General features: G+C 47.6%; 21 protein-coding genes. 6 read left to right on the forward strand and 15 right to left on the reverse strand.

Annotated features, from left to right (window positions below; genetic code table 11):
* Positions 1 to 1035 carry a DUF5895 domain-containing protein gene (locus CHA6605_RS32285; protein WP_015328989.1) on the reverse strand — a complete coding sequence of 345 codons (1035 nt, stop codon included), beginning with the start codon at positions 1033 to 1035 and terminating at the stop codon, positions 1 to 3.
* A 21-nt stretch (positions 1036 to 1056) separates the two neighbouring features.
* On the opposite strand from CHA6605_RS32285, the gene CHA6605_RS34810 reads away from it, so the two are divergent.
* Positions 1057 to 1218: a hypothetical protein gene (locus CHA6605_RS34810; RefSeq protein ID WP_157260289.1), complete on the forward strand. Its 162-nt coding sequence runs from the start codon at positions 1057 to 1059 to the stop codon at positions 1216 to 1218.
* A gap of 10 nt (positions 1219 to 1228) precedes the next feature.
* Here the strand turns inward: CHA6605_RS34810 and CHA6605_RS30310 are convergent, their stop codons facing one another.
* The 7 genes from CHA6605_RS30310 to CHA6605_RS30340 all read right to left on the reverse strand — a co-directional run bounded on the left by CHA6605_RS30310 (position 1229) and on the right by CHA6605_RS30340 (position 5486).
* The gene (locus CHA6605_RS30310; protein WP_015328991.1) at positions 1229 to 1666 is read right to left on the reverse strand and encodes a type II toxin-antitoxin system RelE/ParE family toxin; all 438 of its coding nucleotides are present in this window, start codon (positions 1664 to 1666) and stop codon (positions 1229 to 1231) included.
* Between the two features lie 14 nt (positions 1667 to 1680).
* Entirely contained in the window at positions 1681 to 2136 is a 456-nt protein-coding gene (locus CHA6605_RS32290) for a hypothetical protein (protein ID WP_015328992.1), read from the reverse strand.
* A gap of 61 nt (positions 2137 to 2197) precedes the next feature.
* The gene (locus CHA6605_RS30320) at positions 2198 to 2632 is read right to left on the reverse strand and encodes a hypothetical protein (protein WP_015328993.1); all 435 of its coding nucleotides are present in this window, start codon (positions 2630 to 2632) and stop codon (positions 2198 to 2200) included.
* Positions 2633 to 2790: 158 nt separating this feature from the next.
* Positions 2791 to 3234, reverse strand: a complete 444-nt coding sequence (locus CHA6605_RS30325; RefSeq protein ID WP_015328994.1) for a hypothetical protein — start codon at positions 3232 to 3234, stop codon at positions 2791 to 2793.
* Between the two features lie 201 nt (positions 3235 to 3435).
* On the reverse strand, positions 3436 to 3756 hold the full coding sequence (locus CHA6605_RS30330) for a single-stranded DNA-binding protein (RefSeq protein ID WP_015328995.1): 321 nt from the start codon (positions 3754 to 3756) through the stop codon (positions 3436 to 3438).
* Positions 3757 to 3951: 195 nt separating this feature from the next.
* Complete coding sequence (locus CHA6605_RS30335; RefSeq protein ID WP_015157518.1) at positions 3952 to 5094, reverse strand: IS4 family transposase; 1143 nt, start codon at positions 5092 to 5094, stop codon at positions 3952 to 3954.
* A 101-nt stretch (positions 5095 to 5195) separates the two neighbouring features.
* Entirely contained in the window at positions 5196 to 5486 is a 291-nt protein-coding gene (locus CHA6605_RS30340) for a hypothetical protein (RefSeq protein WP_015328996.1), read from the reverse strand.
* A 223-nt stretch (positions 5487 to 5709) separates the two neighbouring features.
* On the opposite strand from CHA6605_RS30340, the gene CHA6605_RS30345 reads away from it, so the two are divergent.
* Positions 5710 to 6006, forward strand: a complete 297-nt coding sequence (locus CHA6605_RS30345) for a hypothetical protein (protein ID WP_015328997.1) — start codon at positions 5710 to 5712, stop codon at positions 6004 to 6006.
* 550 nt (positions 6007 to 6556) lie between these two features.
* Here CHA6605_RS30345 and CHA6605_RS30350 read toward each other — a convergent pair.
* From CHA6605_RS30350 to CHA6605_RS30365, 4 genes are read right to left on the reverse strand one after another with little or no spacing between them, the layout of a single operon-like run.
* Positions 6557 to 8671, reverse strand: coding sequence for a DEAD/DEAH box helicase (locus CHA6605_RS30350; RefSeq protein ID WP_015328998.1), 2115 nt, complete (start codon positions 8669 to 8671; stop codon positions 6557 to 6559).
* A gap of 2 nt (positions 8672 to 8673) precedes the next feature.
* On the reverse strand, positions 8674 to 9993 hold the full coding sequence (gene brxD, locus CHA6605_RS30355; protein WP_015328999.1) for a BREX system ATP-binding protein BrxD: 1320 nt from the start codon (positions 9991 to 9993) through the stop codon (positions 8674 to 8676).
* 12 nt (positions 9994 to 10005) lie between these two features.
* Positions 10006 to 12879: a BREX-6 system phosphatase PglZ gene (pglZ, locus tag CHA6605_RS30360; protein ID WP_015329000.1), complete on the reverse strand. Its 2874-nt coding sequence runs from the start codon at positions 12877 to 12879 to the stop codon at positions 10006 to 10008.
* Positions 12876 to 13481: a hypothetical protein gene (locus tag CHA6605_RS30365; RefSeq protein ID WP_015329001.1), complete on the reverse strand. Its 606-nt coding sequence runs from the start codon at positions 13479 to 13481 to the stop codon at positions 12876 to 12878. The genes pglZ and CHA6605_RS30365 overlap by 4 nt, the downstream gene beginning before the upstream one ends.
* Before the next feature lie 103 nt (positions 13482 to 13584).
* On the opposite strand from CHA6605_RS30365, the gene CHA6605_RS30370 reads away from it, so the two are divergent.
* Complete coding sequence (locus CHA6605_RS30370; protein ID WP_232432350.1) at positions 13585 to 14091, forward strand: DUF6932 family protein; 507 nt, start codon at positions 13585 to 13587, stop codon at positions 14089 to 14091.
* A gap of 32 nt (positions 14092 to 14123) precedes the next feature.
* Positions 14124 to 14573 (forward strand): helix-turn-helix transcriptional regulator, encoded by a 450-nt coding sequence (locus CHA6605_RS30375; protein ID WP_015329003.1) that lies wholly within the window; start codon positions 14124 to 14126, stop codon positions 14571 to 14573.
* Positions 14574 to 14674: 101 nt separating this feature from the next.
* Here the strand turns inward: CHA6605_RS30375 and pglX are convergent, their stop codons facing one another.
* Both pglX and CHA6605_RS30385 read right to left on the reverse strand, forming a co-directional pair.
* A complete protein-coding gene (gene pglX, locus CHA6605_RS30380; RefSeq protein ID WP_015329004.1) occupies positions 14675 to 18688 on the reverse strand; it encodes a BREX-6 system adenine-specific DNA-methyltransferase PglX in 4014 nt (1337 codons plus the stop codon).
* A gap of 135 nt (positions 18689 to 18823) precedes the next feature.
* On the reverse strand, positions 18824 to 20224 hold the full coding sequence (locus tag CHA6605_RS30385) for a hypothetical protein (protein WP_051039071.1): 1401 nt from the start codon (positions 20222 to 20224) through the stop codon (positions 18824 to 18826).
* 121 nt (positions 20225 to 20345) lie between these two features.
* Between CHA6605_RS30385 and CHA6605_RS34815 the strand changes: the two genes are divergently transcribed.
* Positions 20346 to 20501, forward strand: a complete 156-nt coding sequence (locus tag CHA6605_RS34815) for a hypothetical protein (protein ID WP_157260291.1) — start codon at positions 20346 to 20348, stop codon at positions 20499 to 20501.
* Between the two features lie 30 nt (positions 20502 to 20531).
* Positions 20532 to 21587 (forward strand): transposase, encoded by a 1056-nt coding sequence (locus CHA6605_RS30390; RefSeq protein WP_232432265.1) that lies wholly within the window; start codon positions 20532 to 20534, stop codon positions 21585 to 21587.
* A gap of 11 nt (positions 21588 to 21598) precedes the next feature.
* Here CHA6605_RS30390 and CHA6605_RS30395 read toward each other — a convergent pair whose 3' ends face one another.
* Positions 21599 to 22144 (reverse strand): hypothetical protein, encoded by a 546-nt coding sequence (locus CHA6605_RS30395; protein ID WP_041550354.1) that lies wholly within the window; start codon positions 22142 to 22144, stop codon positions 21599 to 21601.
* Between the last annotated feature and the right edge of the window lie 11 nt (positions 22145 to 22155).

Consider the following 22155-nt stretch of genomic DNA (forward strand, 5'->3'; position numbering starts at 1 on the left):
CTAAAAGGGAATTTCATCCTCTGGAACCTTATCGTCTTCAAATTCATCATCGTCCTCAAACTCAGGCGGATCGATATACTCCGGTGCGGGTGCTGGTTTAGTCTTAGTCACAACCGGAGTGGTGGGAATAGTTGGTGCGGGTGCCGATTCTTCAGCCACGGGAGATGAAGCTACATCGATCGCATTACTATTATCTTCAGGGGGAATCGCAGCAGTTACTACCGCTGGTGTGGGCTGAAGGATTTGGGGATCTGGTTCTGGGGCAGGTGCCAACATAATCGTCCCAGCAGTAGGTGGTGAGAGCAATGAGCGCGATCGAGGGTTGAGGATGTCGATAATGGCATCGGCAAGCCGTTCGTCAGTGCCCATATAGAAATCCTGCCAGTTCAGAACAGTGGGATGGACGTAGCCATCGATATAACAGGCAGGGGATTTTACTTTATCGCCGACAGATTTGCGAACGATAATCGGCGCAAAGATGCACAGGGCGTTGAAAACTTCATTTTTAGGACGGAATAAAGTCTTGTTTGCTTCAGCCTGACAACGCGCTACTGAGGTGCAAAATTTCTGCCACTCGATCGATAAAGTCGCTTGGTGGGAACCCTTGGCAAACAGTCGGAGTGGAATATCGTGGAGTGGCTGCTTGTTAGCGTCCATAAACATCACCAAGAAGATTTGGAAGTTACCAGCGTTAGGATCGTTGCTGTGCTTGGCGCGATCCCATTCGCCCAGTACGACGAGAGTTTCCTCGGTTTGACTGGCTTGGCGATCGAATGCCCCCAATTGACAGATGGGAGTGAGGATCATTCGAGGTTTCTGGAGCAAGATCCCCACCTCGGTTTGCCCACTGTTATAGGCGTACTCAGTCATTTCCGTCCCTTCGAGGTTCTTCCAGCCAGCTTTCTCAGCTTGACTCAGTGGCACAAAATAACCGCACTGAGCGGGATTTTCGCCGCGCAACGCTTGGGCGTAAGGATAGGAGAAATCGGTAGCTGGTAATGCGTCGGTAAGATATCGACTAGTAGTAGTGGTCATGAATTTCCTGGGATAATGTGAATGAAAGCACCAAAAAAGCACCAGTTTTTGAGACTGATGCTAGGGGTGAGGCTAGAGGTGATGACTACGACAGTTACTCCTCACTTTTACCAAGCGAAGCGACAGGGTTTTAGCAGCGATCTAATGCTGCATAAACAAGCAGAAAATGCTAATGGAGATTGAGGCTAGAAATTTAATTATCTGTGGATTCTTCGCTATCTTGCTGACCCTGACTCTCTGTAGATATCGGTTCTACGCGTTCTTCTGATGGTGCTATTTCTGCTGTAAGATCTTTTAGATCTTCTTGCTCGATTATATTCTCAATTTCTTGGTTAGAGATATTCTCTCGGTCTGATTTAGCATAAATTGTAGTTAGCAATATTGCTTCGAGAGTTACCGTGTAATAGATGATTCGATATCCACCACTTTTACCTCTATTAGTAGTACTATTTCTGACTCTAACTTTATAAACAGGATATTTATTTCCAATAATACGGTCGCCAGGAATTTCACCAGCTTCTAGCTGTTCGATAAGCGATTTAATATCTTCTTTGATTAAACGATTCGCCTTACCAAGTTTCTTAATGTCTTTTTTAAATTTAATGCTTTCAACGATGATAACTGGTGGCATTCTATCTCGATCGATTATAGTCCGGATCTACTTACTTCTTTGACCAGCGTTTTATACCCCTCCTGCTGGACTCTTTCTGTAAACTCTTCTTCATACTTGCTGCTATTAACAAATCGGATGACAACAGCAACGTATTGAGGTTTTGTTAGTGTTAACGAGCGTTTGCCTAGCGTCTCCAAAGGAGAATCGAGGACGAGTTGACCTCGATCGTTAATTTCTCCAGTAGTCTGAATCATGATATCGTCCCATAATTCTGAGATGGGGGAAACATTTCCCATTAGACAATCGCGATAACCTTCACGAAAACCATCGAGAACTTCTTCCTTAGTTGGTTCGGGACAATCTTCTTCGTCATCATCACGAAACCAAATATCTATCTCAACTTGCTGTGGTTTGATTACTTCTAGAGATCGATCGATAATTAGTTGATTATCTTTATCGATTTCTCCTGAAACTTCGAGATATCGCATATATTTTATCTATTTTTAGTTACAGATATCTCCCGCATCAGCTAGGGAGATATCTACTATTTTAGCGTGATGTCAACAGTCTTGATGCCACCATTTCCTCATAATCAGTGGCTTCTAATTCCTGCTGTCGCATGTAAACCAGAAAGTCCAACCCATAGCTCAGCGACTCGCTTAAATAGTCGAGATCGAAGACAGCAGGGTCTGAATAACGCTGCATTTCCCGAATCTTAATCTCGTGCCAGTAGCCTGAAACACGTTGGCTCGGACGGTAGACAATCTCACCACAGATGCCCCAAATCAAGCGTAATCGAGCGATCCACTCATCTCGCTCCTGGGGGATGTTGTATCCCAGATAAACTAGGAATGCGGGTTTATCTGCGTCGGCATTACCCCACCCGTGAGGATCTTCAGCAGGTGCGTTACAGATAACTAAACCTGGGAGCAATTCTGTAAAGGTAAAACCTTGTTGAACTGTAGAAGGTTGCTGGGCTAACATAAAGGTTCGTTAATTATATTTTTGGTCGTTCCACGACCTTTTTTATTGACAAAAATAGCAAAAGTTAGCAGCAAACCAACTCATGCTAGTTCTCAGAATTACCAAGCGAAGCACATCGATAAATTGCTTGCTAGTGATTACTAGCAAGCAATGAAGATTTAGCAAGTGGCGATCGCAGAGTCAGCTTTAGCTTTATTCGCAGCAATAGTAGCAGCACGTTTTTGTGCGGGTGTAAGCAGAACGCTCGTTTCAGTAACTTCAGTTGCAGGAGCGAGTTCTACAGCGATCGATTTAGCATCATCAATAATTGTTGATTCGACTGGTTCGAGTGCGACTACTTCGACTTCAGCAGTTACGGGTGCTGGAATAGACACGACAGCAATAATCTTGGAAATCCAGACACCAATGGTGGCAAGCTCTTTACCTAAGCGGAATTTACCAGCTACAACCAAGTTAGATTCTGGTACGAATAAGCGTTGGTTGACATCAGTAGCAGCGGCTGCAAAGTTGACTTTAATATCGCCATCGATGGCAGTACCAGTAATAGTTGTATCGACGACTTGAGCGGATATAATGAAAATGTTAGAAGTGAAAGTACGCATGAAAGTTCTCCTAATAAGGTGAATGATGTTCGATATTACAAAGCGCAGCAAAATTAACCCCTAAACTAATAGAGATTAATTTCACTAATACAAGGCGAAGCATGTTTTAGGAATAAGAAGGGGGTAAAGGGTTTTAAGGAATATCCACACCCTACACCCTACACCCCATAGCCTCTTACCCCATTACCCATTCCATTAGAACTAAATAGCTTGAGACTTAGGAGGTAATTGAATTTCTGAAATAGTAACGACAGGTTTAGAGCGGAGTTCACCATCTTCGTTATGCCAAGACTCGAATGTCAGATCGCCTGTAACGGAAATAAGACAGCCTTTAGTGAGGAAACTAGCAGCTTTGACTAGTGCATCGCCGACGAATTTTAACTGATACCAATCGGTGGCATCATCGATAACTTTGACAGCTAATGTCGTGTCAGAGATTTGAAAGTAACCAGTACCATCTTTACGAGGAACATCAGCAGTAGAAGTAGCGCGACCAGTACGACCAGAAAGAGTGACAAACATAGAATTTTCCTGAGATGGGTGAATAATTTTCGCGAACAAAAAGCGCAGCAAAACTGACCTTTAAACGAATAAAGATCGATTTCACTTTCATTAGGCGTAGCAAAGATTAACTGCTAGCACAGTATTTTCGGGAGTGGTAGAAGCGATCGCATCAATCCAAGTAAGTTTCGATCGCCTGTCGGGGCGACTTGTCGCCTATAACGCTGATAGGATAAGTCTCATAGCTCTCAAGCCTTGTTGATAATTAGGTAGTTTATGTGGGGACAAAGACATTAATTCAACAACAACCTGCCAATTACTAGATGTTGAATCGACCCATGATTCACCCCAGAGTCCAATATAGAAAGTGCTATGTCTAGCATATTTTCGGTGATGTTCTGTTTTTCTGCCGAGATATTCTTGAACTTGCTTTGATTTGATATCTATCCCTTGGATGATACTCTTCAAGTATGCTAGTGATAGCAAAATCAATAATTTGCTCAATCGTTCGCCCGTTAAATTAGTCTTTTCTAAGTTATATCCTCCGCCCTTAAAGTCTCGAAACATCTCCTCAATTCCAAATCTTTTAGCATAGGTATCAACTGCTGCTTGTAGATCTGCCAAGCTGGTCAGAATATACCAAGGCTCTTTTGTGGTAATATTTCGATATTTACCTAGCCATTTACCTGCTAGGTTAAATCCTTCAACTGGTGCAGTTTTTCTAATTGTTACTTCTTGATTAAAAAAGCTATTTCCTGGCTCTAATCCTAGCCTTTTCAGTTCAGTCCACAATTCCTCTTCAGTCTTGATACAAACATTCTTTTTCAGTCGTAAACAGAAATCTATTTTCTGCTCTCTAAGCCAGTTCGCAAGAGTAACACTACAAAATTCACGATCTCCCAGTACCAACAAGCTATAATCTGATAGGGCAGCGAATACTGGGGTTAATACTAATTGTTGGTTTTCCAATGTACTGTTCCCTTGTTTATCAAGCATTTGCCAATAAATAGGAATTGCTCTCTTTCGCCAAATCATACTGACCATCAAAATATTGTTTGATTGCCATTTGGTTCGATCTATTGCTAAATATATAATATTATTCTGTTTGACATTGCCTTTAATCCAAGCAATCACTAGTGATAACCAAACATTATCTAAATCCCATTCATCATTTGATAAAAATCTCTGGACTTTTTTTCTTCTGCTTTCAAATTTAATTGGCATCGCTAGTTTTGTTGCGATGCTTTCTAGCGTGACTTCTTTAATAGATTGCACTACTTGAATCAATAAAATTGTCAATAAGTAGTTACCGCGTGTGAATTTTTCTGACAAATGGGCATGATACAATTCTGGTAACATTTAATTGTTTTTTGGGTAAGAAGCTCTCTTACCCTATCTTTTTTGATACTATTTGTCTAGAGTTGTCTCTCTGCCGAGTTTTCAGGCGACCTGTCGCCCCGTCAGTTCGATCGCTTATCACCAATAGGAGTAATGCAAAGTTCGGAGGCGATCGCTTTGAGGTTGGCTAAAGATTGTGTTTGGAGCCATTCACGACAAATTACAGCGGCTGCGAGGTCGTTAGTGAGATCGTTACCCTGAATAGTCTCTACGAGGGGTGTCGATCGATCTTCAACGATCTTTATTCGATCGTAGACCATCGCGGTTGAAGGTTGCGGCAAGAATTGAATTGCAATCAAAAAGTAGGCAATAAACAACAATAATGGGAACAGAGCTTGGTTAATGGCGGACATTTTTCAACTATAAATTTCACACTCACAAAGCGAAGCTACCAAAAGCGATATTCACTAACAACTGAATGGCTAAGGAGTTATCCTTCACCTCAGCAAATCTAACAATCGCCTCACTTTCAAACGATAAGTACAAGACATTAGCTTGTTTTCTGATAAAATAAATAGAGCGGCAATCGCTTAATTGCCGCTCATAGATTGATTAATAGTTTCACTTTAATTATAGATGAAAATTCGTGGCGATCGAGTACCCGGTCGAAGCGGAACTCTCTATCAACGCACCAAGAAAAAACAGTTACAGAACGGACAAACCAAAGAATATCCCCTCGTCCCTGGGGATCGAGATCCCCACAATATCGAGCATTGGTTTTGGCAACTAACATACAAGGAGAAGCAAGCAGATGGAAAATATAAATCCCGCACCGTCTCTGTTGCACCGGAACAGGTAGCAGCGGTTAAGGTCTTAATTGCCGGAAATGCACAGCTAGAGCTGATTATAAGTTATTTGCGTGGTTCCACGTAATTACGTGGAACTAAATAAAAGCTTTAAATCCTTACTCAGCAACAATTATAGTCTTCTCATATCCGATCTAGTGCTGGCTATTCCTAGAGTAGGATTACAACAAAAGTACTTTTGAATAACGGTTTTAGCTTATGCGTACAGTTCCACGTAATTACGTGGAACTGAATCGACAAATAAACTACCAGCACACTGGGGATAGGTGGCAACTGTAAAAGAATTAATCGCCAGAAACCTACAGTCAGACACAATCTTGGGTTATTTGCATGGTTCCACGTAATTACGTGGAACCAGATCTTAACTTGTAGTCTTTACTAAATCAGCATTTCAGATTATAGATACCCGATCGATCTCACCCGATCTCGAGTACAGGATTGCGATTGAAATGCCTCTCAGTGGAGAGCGATGTTATCCCAAAACTCATTATGTCTGTACTCTCAGAAGAAGCTATTGCATAAATACAATCGCACAATGGTCTACCGCACAGTGTTTGGCAGATTAAATTTTCACAGCCAGCGACTATTTCACTGCGCTTGTCAAAACAGCAAACTCGTTACTTCAACACTCTTTGAAGAAATTCAATAGATTTGGGAATGTCTAGCAAGTAGTTTTGAATGATTTCAATAGAATAGATGTCCGGTAATGCTTGTTGAAATTTACTTAGTCGATACTCTGGTAAATTCATTGATATAGCAGCTAGAGTTTCTGCCGATCGCCAAAATGAAGGGTTAGAAATTTCGGCGATCGCCAGTTTCAAACTATTTATGGTAAAACTATCTCCTTCAATTTTTAATTTAAAATTATCGACAACTATTTTTGAGTCTGAATAAACTTGCAGTCCATATTTAAGAGTGTGATTGATGGCACCACCTGCAAATGTCCACCAGATGGCTCGATCTGGGTCGAATTGCAGACTCCAACCAGAGGACTTGAGTAGCGGGGCTAGTTCGTGCCGATATTCATTTAGTACGAACTGTGCTCGCTCGTCAAGGTAAGGGAGCGAATCTTGACTGAGAATGATTTGCCGAACCTGCTGACATAGTTCAAATCCCAGCAATTGCGGGATGAATCCTCCCCAACTGGGCTTTTTCCCGCGTGGAGCTGGCATCACCAGCACGCTGCGTTCTGCATGGTTAACGTGCGATACCGTCCAAGATCTCCCGCCTAAAATGAATGAGCTAACTTCTGGAACTAGTTTATCGACGAAAATCTGCTCTAAGGAGCCAATCGTATAGTTGGCTTTAGTTTGAACTTTATAAAGCTGCGGGCTACTAAAGACAGCATAAAGCTCCATAAAATTCTTCCGACCATAGACCTTCTCTGCTTTATCGCCGATCGATAGCAACCCTCCAGATCCAAATAGATACCCTGTCTGAATCATATACTGGATCAGGGTTTCAAATTCTGCGTAGTCAATCCCGCTAAAGTCAGGTACGACCGAAAGATACTCCCAGCATCGCTCGGTGCTCACACCACCAAACTGAAGTGTTAGTGCCAGTAATTGATGCACTAGAACAGGCCAAGCTCTAGTCTGAACGGGAACTGACTCAACCCATCCCGTTCTTGCCAGTTCGATGATGGAGATCGCTTGTAAAACTGGTTCGATATCTTCGCAGTAAAAGGTGGTGTTGGCTTGCTGTCCGGCACGGCGACCCGTGCGACCGAGCCGCTGCAAAAATGAGGATACTGTCGAGGGTGCATTGGCTTGGAGCACTAGGTCTAGATCGCCGACATCGATGCCGAGTTCTAAAGTTGAAGTGCAAACGATACAGGCGTTTGTCCCATAATGAAATCGAGCTTCCGCAGCAGTCCGTTCTTCTAGCGAGACCGAGCTGTGGTGGACGAAGACATCGGTGCCGCGATCGCGCATTCGATCGGCAATGTCTTCGGCAAGGGCGCGACTTTGACAGAAGAATAGGCTTTTTCGATCGGCAGCTTTAGTGCTGGCTGCCGTTGCCATACTGCCAATGGTGTCGTTGAGATAAATTCTGAGGTCTTTATGCGAAGTTATTTTGGGCGGGTCGATAATACAACACTCTCTGCGGGAAGTCCCCTGCATCCAGGTCAGGATATCCGCTGGATTCCCAACGGTAGCACTCAGCCCGATCCGTTGAATGTCATTAGGTGTAAATTTTGCCAACCGCTCCAACACGGAAATGAGTTGCGTGCCACGATCGCTGCCAGCCAGAGAGTGAACTTCGTCGATGACGATCGCTCGTAAATCCTGAAATAGTTGGGCATGGGGCACCTTTGCCGAGAGGAGCATGACTTCTAATGATTCTGGCGTGGTCATTAGCAGTGCCGCAGGTTCGTTCAGAAACCGTTTTTTGTCAGCAGCTTTGACATCCCCATGCCAGAGGAATCGCCTTAATCCAACCATCTCGGTGTAACGCCCCAATCGATCTGCTTGATTGTTCAATAGGGCTTTAATCGGCGCGACATAGATCGTCCCAACCCCTTTGGGTTCGTCAGTCATCAACGTCGCCAGGAGCGGAAACATCGCTGCTTCTGTCTTGCCACCTGCGGTCGGGGCGAGGATGACCGCATTTTTGCCGTCAAGTAAGGCGTGGCTCGATAGTTCTTGCACCGGACGCAGCGAAGTCCAGCCTAAGTTTGTAGCGATCGCTGCTTGGAGTCGGGGCGGAAAGCGGGAGAAGGCGGATGTCATGGCTAAAACTCAACTAGGGCGTATCCCCGATCGTCCTCTGGTTCGGGATCGAGATAGGGGAGTCCTGCGCTCAATCTCTGTTCGATCTCATTCAGTGCAGTTTTATCGAAGCCTGCCACTACCATCGGATCGTAGTCTTCATTCTCATCGGTGAGATCTAGCACATTGACGAATTGCCGGAGGAACTGACGGGGGACTACGCCCACATCGCCTTGGAAACCTTGAGTGGTCTTTGCCACTAATCGATCGATAAAGTCTACTGTAACTTTGTTCATCAGACGGTGGCGATCGACTGCGGGAAATATTTCCCTTAACTTGAGCGCAACTTCCTTCAGGCGATTGGCATCGAAGGGTTTGAGTTCTAGCTGAGGCTGGCGAGTGCTAACAAATCCGCCTTCATCTTGGAACTTAATCCGCTCGTAGAGTGGCTGGAGTCCGGCAACACCGCGTTGGGTGTCGAAGAATTCCGAGGTTCCGGTAAATAACCACAGCAACCCACGAAAGCGATCCGCCGCATCGCAAATCTGGCGGATACCGTTGAGGGATTTACCGCGCACATCATGGCGCATTCTCAAAATAGTCTCAGCTTCATCGATCGCGATGACCAGTCCTTTATAACCTGCTGCCTTAGTGATTTCCAGAATACCCTGGAGGTAGTCTAGGGCTTCGCGACTGCCGATGTCACCCTTAATGCCTGCGACCTTCTTGGCACTGGCAGATACATTTTCACTACCGGATAGCCAAGCTAGTAAGGCACTGGCTTCGGCGACTTCGCCTTGTTGTTTGAGTTGAAAAATTGCGCGGAGGACTCGCGCCATATCTTCTGGAGCTTTGCCAGCGGTAAGAGATGCTAATTCCTCTTCCATCCGCTGTTGGACTTGGGTATCGAAGCCCTCGCCGTCTTCGTCAGCACCGCCAGCAATCAGCGCGTCTTCGACTTTGGCAATCCAGCGATCGATGATGTCGCTCAGGGCACCTCTGGGGCAAGAACTGGTACCTAATTCTTGCACCACTTTCCGATACACATCGTCAAATTTATAAAAATGCAGGTCGTTATCCGAGACGACGACAAAGCTAGTGGCAAACCCTTGCGCCTGGGCTTCTAAGACAGCCAGACGAGACATGAATGTTTTCCCACAGCCATAACCACCCCTGAGAAACTTGAATACTCCTTCCCCACTGGCCGCGAGACTGAGTTGACGACGGATTTCGGTCTGTTGCTTATCGATCCCGACGGCAAAGGCTTCTAGCCCCCGTTCGGGCACTGTGCCGGAGCGGAGTCGCTCTAAAATATGCGCTGTGTCTTTTTCGCTGATTGCCATATCGAATCGAGGTTAGGTTTGTTTGACGTAGCGTTTACCACTACTGGTAGCTTCAATCCTGACTGAGAACGGTACTTTCTGGAGATGTTCCTCAAAGGCGACAGCGAAGCGGCGAACTTGACGCGGATTGCCTAAAATTACCGCCAGTTCGGATTCCGCGATCGACCCATGCTGCTGGAGGTGGAGAAAAACTCGACTCACATTGGGGTCGGCAAAACTATCTTCCCAATCGCCACCAGTCTGAACTGCATTGGGCGCATCTTTCGTCCGGCGTAGGGTGCCAGCGACCTTAAAGTACGACTCTAGAGTTGCAGGTTCGACATCTTCTGAAGCATCGGGATGGTAAACCTCGATTTTGACTCGTTCGTCTTGGCTTCCGGCGAGGTCGAAGACCACCTCCACCCATTCTGCATCCAATTGGACGGGGATCTGCTGATTTTGAATTACAACATTGGGTACATCTTTAATATTTACTTGGATATCGTGACGATCTGGTACCCTCAGAGCTAAGGAGATCGTTTTAGCTCCGGTAAAACTGAGTACGCCTTGGGCGACAGGTGCTGGTTTGACTCGAATTTTCAGCCGACTAAATCCGGCAATATCTGGTTGCGCTTGGACTTCTACCGCGTATTTGACGGTTTTGAAACTGGTGACATCGCGATTATGCGATACGCTCAACACCGGAATCACCCGCTCTTGGAGGCTATTACCACCGTGAACGAAGGTTGCGCCAGGAATCCCCGTTGCAAATACCGCTGTATCTTTACGAAAGAGCAAATATCCGGTCTGACCTTCATAGTTAAGTGCGCCCAGAGAAACTGTGACGGTTTCCGTCTCGGAGCGCGGATGGTCGTCTAGGATATAACGCCGTTGCGGAGCGCGGATCGTCCCCCAGGGTGCCTGTTTGGTGGTCTGGTCTTGGAGTAGAAAACCATGATCGGCGGTAAAGACAAATTCAGTGATGCCGATGCTTTTGAGTCGATTCCATGCCGATTTTAACTGCTTGAGGCATTCTTCAAAGGCAATTAAACCCAGATTGGCTTCCCCCGCATCGTCGATTTCTTGACTGTGAACGACGATTAAATCCGCATTCGCACATCCTTGCTTCAAACTGTCAGTCGATCGATCGCCGACTTCGCTCAATTTAAACATTCGCACTCGCCGCCGACCGGAATTGACATTATCCACACTGCGATCGCCCATCGCCCGCACCCGCTCTTCCGGCTTGCGGACGGTATATTCGCCCATCTTGAAGCCCTTGAATCCTCGATCGCTCCCCAGGGTAAGTCTTCCGGCTTTACTCAGGGGGGCGAGGACGTTCATCCCTACAGCGGTAATGGTGGGTAACTCCGCATAACGCGCTCTGAGGGTAACGTTCGTGCCTGCACCTTCAAAAGCGGCGATCAGTTCGGTGGCCATCTCATAGCGAAAGGCATCGATGATGAAATAGGCTGTCTTTGCATTGGTTTGGGTGAGCGGATGCACCTCTTGCTCGTAGAGCGATCTCTGTTGCAGGGATTCTACTGGCAAAAATCCTTCACTTTCACAGATCTGGGCGAAGCTGTGGGCGAGGTCATCTGCCCATTCCCGATAACGGCTGCGAAGCTTGTCGGAAATTTCCAAAAGCGAACCAAAATGTGGCAGGGTCGAGCTTAAAAGTTTAGCCCGCTGTTGCTCGAATCTGCGGTGGGCGCGATCGACTGTACACCCCGTTTGCGTGTAACCCTCTAAGGCACTGCTGAGATTAGTTCGACCCTGAAGCGGTTGCGGGTGGCGAACCAATGTCAGACCGAGGATAGCGGCATCCCGAATTAACGACCACTCGATCCGCCGAGTCCGATCGCGAGCCAGCCAGAAGGAGGGCTGCTCTAAACGAACTTGCGCCCACTCCAAAGCTTTTTCCCAGGCTTCCTGCTGGAGTGCCTGCAATGCTCCACCTAAGATGGCGTTTTCTTCGCTGAGGAAGGTATCGATTTTACCCAGATCTTCCGGTCGGAGATCTTTTAGCTCCGGTTCTAGATGTCCTTCTACTTGTCTGGCGATCGTTTCATAGGCTTGGGGATGGCTGTCGCGCAGATAACCGACCAACCGATCGCAGGTTTGTTTGAGTGGTGCGGAGAGTTGTTTGAGCCGTTTCAGATCGTCCAGAATCGGCGATCGCGCAAGATCGTGGACATATTCGACGCACATCAGCCATGCGACAAAGGTTTCGCCCAGGTCGCTAAAGGAGAGGGCTGCGGATTGCCGATAAAAGGTGTGGAAGGCTGTATCCATTCCCGTCTTGCGGTAGAGATAGTCGGAGAGGATGCTCAGACTCTGGGCATCGCTGAATTTGGTCTTAAAGCTAGTAGCTGCTGTGGCGATCGTGCTAGCTAACACCCATTCGAGGTCGAGACTTTCGAGGTATTGAGATCGATCGCCTTGCGGTTGGTTACAGGCGACTGCGAGCCAATTGTCTGCGGCACTCAGGTCTAGATTATCCGTGTTAAGGTAGGCTTCGATCTTGTCGGGATTAACGTGTCCTGAAGCAGTTTCGCGAATGAGGGTATTGAGTGCCTTACGATAGCATTTGCCAGCGCGATACAACTCTAAGATCGGCGTTTTCCGAATGCTGTCGGTAGTATGTCCAGGCATGTGAATTAGCACGCGATCGGGTAATTCGCCGTTGCCATAAGGTTCTAGTGCCAGCAGCATTTCTAGGTAGCTGCCCCGAAATGGAATCACCGGAAAGGGGAATTGCTCTTGCTGGTAACGTTCCACCAGTCGATCGACATAGCTATTATACGCCGCGTCTTTATCGAGCCACACGACAATGCCATGCTGACGCAGTTCGTACTTCAGTTCTTCTTCTAAGGTGGTTGCGATCGAGCCGAGAGAGATCGTCATGTGGGCAGAAAGTCTAAATGGTTGTCGAGGGCGGCTTGTTGGCAGACGGCAGCGGCTGTGTTGAGGACACGCTCTTTTTGACCTGCTTTTAAGGCTTGGATGGGAGTAGTGTCTTCGAGGTAGGGGTTGGCGCGGGTAAGCCAGTTGAGTTTACCATAGTCGGATATGGCTAAGGCTTTGAGGACAGCAGGTAAGCCATCGATAACGCCATCGGAGCCTGCGGGATCGAATTGCCACGCGGGAAAGCAGAGTTTACCGTTGTCTTTGATGGCGAGGAGGGTTTGACCGCTAACTCGATCGTGTGGTGTTTGGCGAGAGGTACCTAAGAGTTGCGCGACTTGGCTGGCACTGAGCGATCGATCGAGGAGTTGGCGGCGGTGCTGGAAATGTCGCGCCAGGGTGTCCATTTCTAGTTGGATGCGTTCTTGGCGGGTGAAGGTTCTACCCGCGATCGATTCAGCTAGGGCATCGGCGGTAGGATCTACGGCTGTTGTGCTAGTAATTTGCTGTAAGGCTTGGGTAACGATCGATTGTTCGATCGGGGTGAGGGTTTGGAAGGTTTCGAGATGTTGGGCGGTATGCGGGTCGAGGACGATCGCCATAAGTACCTGTAAGAGATGTCAATCTGTCTTAATTGTTGCGCTTTGGGTAAGAGATGTCAAGCTAGGGACTAAGTGTGACTTCAATCATCATAAATTGGCCGAATTGGGAATTGCTGCTTTTAGCGGTAGCAAACTACCACAATTAAAAAGTTGTGCTAAACTAACTTCAGCACAACTTTTTTGCCATGCTCAAACAAAATTGATGATTCCACCCTTTGACGAGCGCGGTTATCTCCCCCAAGGTATCTACGAGCCAACATGGGATGATTTCTGGGAGCGGTTTGGCACCAATAACTATCGCAAACAACTGCTCACGGGCTTACGATTGGCTCTGGGAAATCTGAAACTAGCTGGCTGTCGGCGGGTATATATTGGCGGTAGCTTCATCACCGATAAGGAACGACCAAATGACTACGATGGTTGCTTTGACATTTTTGGGATCGACGAAGATGCGATCGATCCTATTTTTCTGCAACCGGATCTGGCGGCGCAACGGACTAAGTTTGGTGGTGAATTAGTCCCGAATCCAGCAATGGCAGGGTTTTTCCAAACCGATAAAAATGGCAATCCCAAAGGAATTATCGTCTTAGATCCGACTACTATCCCCTAATTAGTTCAAATTACTGCGAGGAATAATCGATCGTGATTCAAAATAAACATCAATATAAGGTCACTAATTCTAAACTCAAAGAATTAGAGCAATCTTTAGCAAATCTAGCCGCTAATCCCGAAGGATTGTCCGAACGTCTGTGGCAATCTCAGCAAGCGGGAGTAAGAGTGTGGATCGACCGATTGAAGGCAGAAATTGCCGAATACGATGGGTTGCAACAGGGCGAGTCGGTGTTCAAGATTTCTTCCCTCACCGAACTACCGATCGCTTTAATTAAAGCCAGAATTGCTAGCGGCATGACTCAAAAAGAACTAGCCGAAAAAATTGGCGTGAAAGAGCAACAAATTCAACGCTATGAAGCTAATCATTATGATTCGGCTAGCTTCGAGCGATTGCGGGAAGTCTTTGAAGCTCTGGGCATAAGTTTTAAAGAAATAATTATGGAAATCGAGGGGTCTGCTGCGATCCCGAAATCGCTATAAAGGGCAATCTCTGAAATTTAGAGTAGGGGCAATTCATGAATTGCCCCTACTCTAAATTTCAGAGGCAAATCATACTCCAATTCAGCAACGCCAAAAATTGCTCATTCATCCCCAGCTTCAGCCGCAGCCTCAAACAAAGGCCCCAAGTCCTCCGTATCATCTGCTTTTTTCCGCTTTTTATCGCGACGTTTGGCTTCTTTTTCTTGGAGTTCTTTAACCTTATCGGGATAATCGCTTTCAAACTGCTGCCGGAGCCGCTCGGAGTCTAATTCGTCGATCGTGAAGTCGCTCGCGATTTCGTCTTGGAGGCGGAGTTCCCATTCGTAGGCTTTGGCGGGGTGATAGTGCCAGAAGCAGCCGTGGGCAACGGCGAGGGAGGGGTCGATTTGGCATTTGGCGGCAACGCGCTGGGGGAAGTAGCGGGCGGCGAGGTGCGACCAGTCGTAGTCTTTATTGCCTTTGCTTTGGGCAATGCAGAGTTCCGACCACCAGGTTTTGGGCTTTTTCCAGCCTTGAGGTGCGAGGAGCGGCCAGAGGGCGGCACTGTTGACCATTACACCGTCGTCGAGATCGAGGCTAAAGCGGGCATCGGTTTCGCGGGGGGGATCGCTGGGTTCGGCTGGAGGTGCCCCCTGTTCGGCGACTTGTTGAACGAGATCGGCAAAGGTTTTGAGTTCGGTGGCGAGTTGGGATATTTTGCTGTAGCGATCTTCGGCTTGGTTCTGTTGTTTTTTGTCGCCCTGGTTGCGGGAGTCCATCAGGTCGCTGAGTTCGCCTTCGAGTTGGCGGAGTTCGGGAAAGAGGTATTCGGCGAGGAGGTTGGTGAGGGTGGTGTCTGTCCAGCGGTGGATGCTGATGTAGGCGACGAAGTTTTTATTGGCGGAGGAGAGGGGGAAGTAGATCGGGCGTTGTTCGTACATCTTGACGTGAATGTCTTTGAAGAAGTTGAGGCGGAGCCAGTCGCGGAGTTTGGCGGTGGCGATCGAGCTACCGTGTTGTTGCCATGCGGTGATGAGGGGTTGGCAGGCGGGATGGGTGAGGTTGTCTTTTGATTCGGGTCGATCGCCGGAGTAGGCGGAGAGGTACAGGATGCCGTGGGGCAGGGCTGTTTCAGGAGTTTTGGTCAGAATGCCCTCGCCGTTGGCTCCAAAGCGTCCGAGGGCAATACCGAGGGCGTAGGAAACCCAATTTGTCGCGGGGGGTTGTTCGTAATCTGGGTTCCAGTCGGGGAGGGGTGTACCGGAAGGTCGATCGACCGATTGCTGTGCCCAGGCTTGGGCGTAGTTCCAGCCGGAGGTTCCAGGTTGTCTAAATTCGACGGAGGTTTCGCGGGCGGCTTCGTGTTCGGTGAAGGTGAGATCTAATTTGGTGAAGATTTCGTCGGATGAGTCGATATAAAAGAGTGGAAGTCTTTCAATATCGCTTGTTTGAAAGTTAACAGTTGGATTAAGAGCAATAAGAATATCTTTTGCAACTTTACTATTCAGGAGAACCGTACTCTCTATCGGATTTTTTGGAAAAACAGAAGCTCCTGAAATGTCAAACACACTTCTAAATCTCCTAATTCGAGCAGAGAAATTTGCGCCTATAGTTGAATATGATATTCCAGAATGAAAGTACAAATGCCGACTTGGAGTGCCATTCCCCCCACCTTTAGAACCAAGAAAGTCGAACATTACTTGCTTCTCTAAAGCAGAATTCTCCCATAAAATAACATCACTTAATGGTTCAAACCATCTTTTCCCTGCTGCACCTTTAACATATGGAACCCATTTATTAAGGCTTTCACCTTCATAAGATTGACTATCTTTTCTTAAGTAAACATTACTTAAATCGATTTCCCATGCAAGCCGAAGATAGCGAATATTATTTGAAGTTTGCATTCCCGCCCTGACTGTAGTTTCATCACCAATCTTGGATGTTGCAGCATATTTATCGAGAAACTCCTCATCCCACCAGTAGACGATCGGCTTTTCTTTGATAGCGGTGAATCGATCGCTCTTAAACTCAAACTTTCCCACTTGCGCCAAGACAGCCGATCGTTTTCGATTTGTTCTTTGGCGATCGTAAGCAAGCTCGTCTAGTGGCGTTGGCTGTAATGCGATACTTACTTCCAAAGTTGGAGCTAGCTTTTGAAATACGCTCAATGTTACTGCTAAAACTTCATTTGGCACCTCATCAAATGCACCTCGATCGAAATCTCCCAACAACCGCAAATCATATTTGTCTATCAAAAACTCTCGAATAGAACTGAACTGCTTAATAAACATCCAGTTTCGCATCGTTAACAATGCCGAGATCCCACCCTGCTTTGCTAACTGCAACCCACGCTCTAAAAATACCGCATATAGATCTGCATTTCCTTTAGGATAATGTTGTTCGAGATAACTACTATCCGACATCTTACTCGTCCCTTGATACGGGGGATTCCCCACAACCAGATCGTAAGAATTCTCCTGTACCATCCGAATAAACCGAACCCCAGCCGTCAACTGCTCCCCCCGCAACCGCAACCCGAGATCGTCACCCCGCGTACATCGCCCCAAAAACTGCTCCAACTTTTCTAACACCGAAGCCTTTGCCTGCTCGAAATTAAATTCGGGCTGCACCACCACCGGATTAAACAAATTTCCTTGCGCTGGGGGGAAAATCGTGCGTCCATAATCCTGCACCGCCAGATCCACCGCCTTATCTACCTTCAGCAAACTCCCCCACCGATCTGCACCCTTCAACGCTTGGACGATTCGATTCGTCAAATCCTCTGGAATCCCCGTCGCTGCCAAAATCTCCTGGCGCAACTCCACCAACATCGGATCTTCCTCCAGTAACGCCGCCACCTGTAAATTCGATGCCACCAAATTTAGCAGCTTCGGACTGGCATCTGGGCACAACGACTTCGCCTTGAGATCCAACGCCGCCGCCGCAATCTGCACCGCACGGGGATCGATATCGATGCCGTATAAATTATGTTCCAGAATCGACTCGACGATTTGGCGATTCGATCGATCCTCCCCCAGATGCCGCCCTTCCTCCCGATACAGCGCAAATAGCAACCCCACCGCAATTACCAAAAAGTGCCCAGATCCACAAGCCGGATCTAACAACTTCAGCTCCCGCAGACTCCCAGGCGCAAACTTCACCGCCGCCGCCGTCAACGGTTGCTGTACCCAGTACTTCCACTGTTGCTCCTGCTCGGTTTCGATCGGCATCAACTCATCCAAAGACACTTCCCCCGCTGCACGTCGCTCCCGCCATACCTGCCGCCGTGCTTCTAACCGCGCCAAAGTCCCATCCGCCTCAGCCTCAGCTACCCAGCCGTTCTTCTGGCACATTGCCAACCATAACTGCCCCAAACTATTCTGGAGCAACCATTCCACCATGTACCGTTCCGTAAACATCTGCGTCTTACTAGCGATCTCATGGGGTTCCACCTTTCCCCCCGCATTCAGCTTCGCATCCAACCCTTCCCGCTCTGGATCGTTCCAATACTGATACACCCATCCCAGCGTCGTATCATCTTGCCAAATCTCCTTCAACTCCGGCGCATCCAACGCTTCCACTACCGCCCGTAACGTACCCGCCGGAATCGGTAATAACGATGTCAGACTCACCTGCCCAAACAACCCAGGCATCGCCAACGCCAACTCATCCCAGAGCAACTGCAATAGCGTCCCGTAGCCCTCCGTCTCATCCTTGCACAAATCCGGCGCAAACTCCCGAAACTCCCGATAGGCAGGACTTTGCCACCCACCCGTCACCACCGCAGGCTTCGATAGCCCCATCGCCTCCATCTGCTTGATTACCACCAGCCGATTTAACAACGTCGCCGCTGCCAATTTTTCGAGCGATCTCAATTGCCGCTCCGCAATCTTTTGCCGCTGCTCCTCCTTGAGCTTTTTACCCGCAGTTTCTCCCCGCACCTGCATCTCCACCCATTGCTCCAATCGCTGCCGCTTGACTCGATTTGCTTCCGTCAACCCCGCTTGGTTGGCAGCTTTAATCGATAAGCGAAACGTCCCTTCCCCAGCATTCTGCAAATCCTCCAGTAACCGCTGCCGCAGGCTGCGAATGGTTGCGGATAACTTGGATTTAGCTTCCGGCGTGAGATAGGACATGGAGCGATTTGACATGATTGATTGACTTCGTTTTTAGATCTGAATCCCCCAACCCCCTTGAAAAGGGGGCTTTAAAAGTCCCCCTTTTTAAGGGGGATTTAGGGGGATTTCTAGGGTTTTCGCTTTTACTCCGACTCAGATCAACCGAATACGAATATTGGACTTACCATCAAGCTGAGATAATAAGCGATCGCGGAGTTGGTTGACTAGCACCTCCACCTCCTCTGGCGAACTGACTTCCCGCCCACTTAACTCGATCGCAATCGTCATCACCTGTTTGTCGGTGGCTTGTGACAGGGCATCGTCCAGATAACTATTCGCCTCTTCCTCCGCCATGTTTAGCCTCAACACTGCCGAATCTTTTAGCTCCAGTAATTGGGGATAAAGTGCTTCAGCAGTCGTATCGTAGGTTGCGTCCGTCACCGGACGAAGTACATAGGTCGCCTTGTCTGGGCTGAGTCGGGCATAGCCAGACCGCTGCTTCACCTTGTGGCGAATCGCTTCTGCCTGCTGTTCCTGCTTCTCCAATAGCGATCGCCGGACGATCGTATAGTGAGACTCGATTGTCTGCAATTGCGGCTCCAGACGTGCAATATCGCGCCACGGTCGATCGATCGCCAGTTGTTCCGCTACCGCTGCAATCTCGGCTTGCACCTCAGTCGCCGATCCTACTTGTTCGAGTTGGGCAACCTGATGCTGCTGAACCGACCCCGCCCGCGATACTGCGGCGATTGCGTCATCAGTCAGATCGGTCTCTAGAATGCCTAATTGTTGTATCCCATCGCGTAAAACATCGAGATTTCGCTTCACTTCTAGCAGCGTAGGTTCGACTTGGCGGGATTTGAGACACTTTTCTAATGCCGATTGCAACTTGGCTAAATTAGTAGGTAAATCTAACCGATTGGGTAGCTTATTGTAACGGTGCTCCAATTCTCGCAACCGCCTGACTTGATTGGGGAACTGCTTAAATACCGCATCGGCGATCGCATCATCTTCACGATCGAGATCGATACCCAGGGCATCTTTGAATAACGTACAAATGGCAATCCGATCGCGGGGACTAATGCCGCGATCGCTCGGCGGTAGAATGTCAGCGCGTTTGAAATCTCGATCCTTCGTAAATAAATCCATCACCCCAGGATCGCGAATCGACGTGACACTAGTACCATCTTCGAGCCGAATTTGAATTTTACTCGCCCGAAATAAACCAGCCAGACAAGCCTTCACCACATCCGGCGCGTAACCATAAGGTGGCCCGCCAAAAAAGTTCAACAACACTTGCCCAGAGACCCCATTTTCAGCCAAGACATACTCACCGATCCGTGCGGGCACCTCTCCGGCACAGGTCGGGTTATACTTGCCAGCATCTAGCTCCAGGATGCCTAGCCCATCCTGCATAAATTTAGTCGAAGGCCCGATTAAATCCTTTTCTAGTAGCTGCTTCAGTTCGGATGGGATAATCGCCACATCAAAATCAATAGTCCGGACACCTTTTGAAAAGAAAAATGATCGATCGATCCAAAAAAAGCAATTCATCGCTTAAAGTACAAGTAGAACCCAAGTACCAGATGAATTGCCCTATGGATATTGTACAGAACCTACTTGCCAAAGTGGGTAATTTAGCAAACCGCAACGCCAGTTCTTAGCCAGTATATTTGTGACGTTGTTTGTGGTATGCGGCAAGGCAAACTTTACTAATCTCAGTCGTTATGGGCAGTATAGCGAACGAACATACCGTCGTCAGTACAAAAAAACATTCGATTTCATTCCCTTCCACGCGCAGACAATTGCAGCAGCAATTGAACCAAATTGAGAGCAGATCGCAGCGATTGATTGCTCATTTATCAGCAAGAGTGGAAAACAGACATGGGGAGTAGATAATTTCTATAACGGTAGTATCAGCAAGTCTCAAAAAGGGTTAGAAATTTCGGTGATTGCAGTGGTGGATGTATTAGCCCATCAAGGTTACACTCTCTCAGTACAACAAACTGCAAAAACCGAGCGTCAACCCATCCCCGACGCGAAACCAACGGCGAAGAAGAAGCGTAAATCGAAGTCGAAATCGAAGTCGAAATCGAAGTCGAAATCTAAATCTAAATCGAAAGCGAAAACAGAACCAGTGATTTCTGAGCGAGTCAAAGGCTATCTGAAACAACTGAAAATAGCTCGCTCCCATTTGCCTGCGGTAGTAAAATATTTAACCGCAGACAGCTTTTACAGTAAGAAATCTGTTGTTGATGGGGTGATTGAGCTAGACCTTCATTTGATTAGCAAATTGCGGATTGATGCGGATCTACGATACTGCTACACTGGCAAGCAAAAGCCCAAAGGTGCGCCGCGTAAGTATGATGGCAAGGTGAATTTGAGTGATTTGTCCCGACTGGAATTCGGTGGTGAGTTAGCTAATGGCACTAAATTGTATAGCCAAGTGGTTTGGCATGTTTCACTTAAACGTAAAATTCGCATCGTTTACTTGGTTGACCAACGTCATCCCGAGAAGCAGCGAGTAGCTTTGCTCTTTTCTACCGACACGATGATTAATCCCATCAGTCTGTACGAGTACTACAAATCTCGGTTTCAAATCGAATTCATCTTTCGTGATGCCAAACAATTTACTGGGCTTTGCGACTGTCAATCCCGCCACCAACAATCCCTGGATTTTCATTTCAATGCATCCTTGGCAGCTCTCAATATTGCCAAGCTTGAACAGCAAAAAACTCAGTCGGATACTGGGGAAGATTCACAGCCGCAATCTTTTTCAATGGCAACTTACAAGCGGCTAGCTCTCAATGGACATCTACTTGAGCGGTTTATTTCCATGTTAGAACTTGACCCGACTTTGATTAAATCCCATCCTAACTACGATAGTCTTCTCCACTATGGCTCTCTAGCTCCATAAATCTGTCCGGACTATTGAAAATAGCGATCGAACAGTTCGGGTAGGATACTTTCTCCCACCTTTTCTAACACCACTGCAAAGCCATTGCCGAAATTCTTCACCTCCATCTGACGACCTCGGAAATAGAGCGCACCATCTAGAAACGCGCGGACAACGCCATCTTTAACTTTTGTTTCCAAGCCTTCACACCGACTCTGCTCGTCAAACAGCATCCGTTCTTTACCGATCGAGATCGACGCACTCCGACCTTGATACTTGTTGACAATATGCCGCGACCTTGCCAAGTCTCGCAGCAAGCTATCCAAATCATCTAATTTCCCGACCACCCAAATCAACCGATCTCTGAAGTTTGGCGTATCACTGGTCTGAATCCAGGTTGCGGCGGTTTTCTCCTCCTGGGTTTTGAGATATTGAAAATCGATCGAAATCGTCGCCAGTTCGTTCGGGACTTGCAATCGATCGGTTTGCCGCTGTCGCCCATCGCTGTAATAAGCAGCCCACCGAAACTTCTTCCCTTTGTAGCCTGGATTTGCCGCCCCGCCCAGTAAATCCTTCAACTTGTCGGCAA

Source organism: Chamaesiphon minutus PCC 6605 (genome assembly GCF_000317145.1).
GTDB lineage: Bacteria > Cyanobacteriota > Cyanobacteriia > Cyanobacteriales > Chamaesiphonaceae > Chamaesiphon > Chamaesiphon minutus.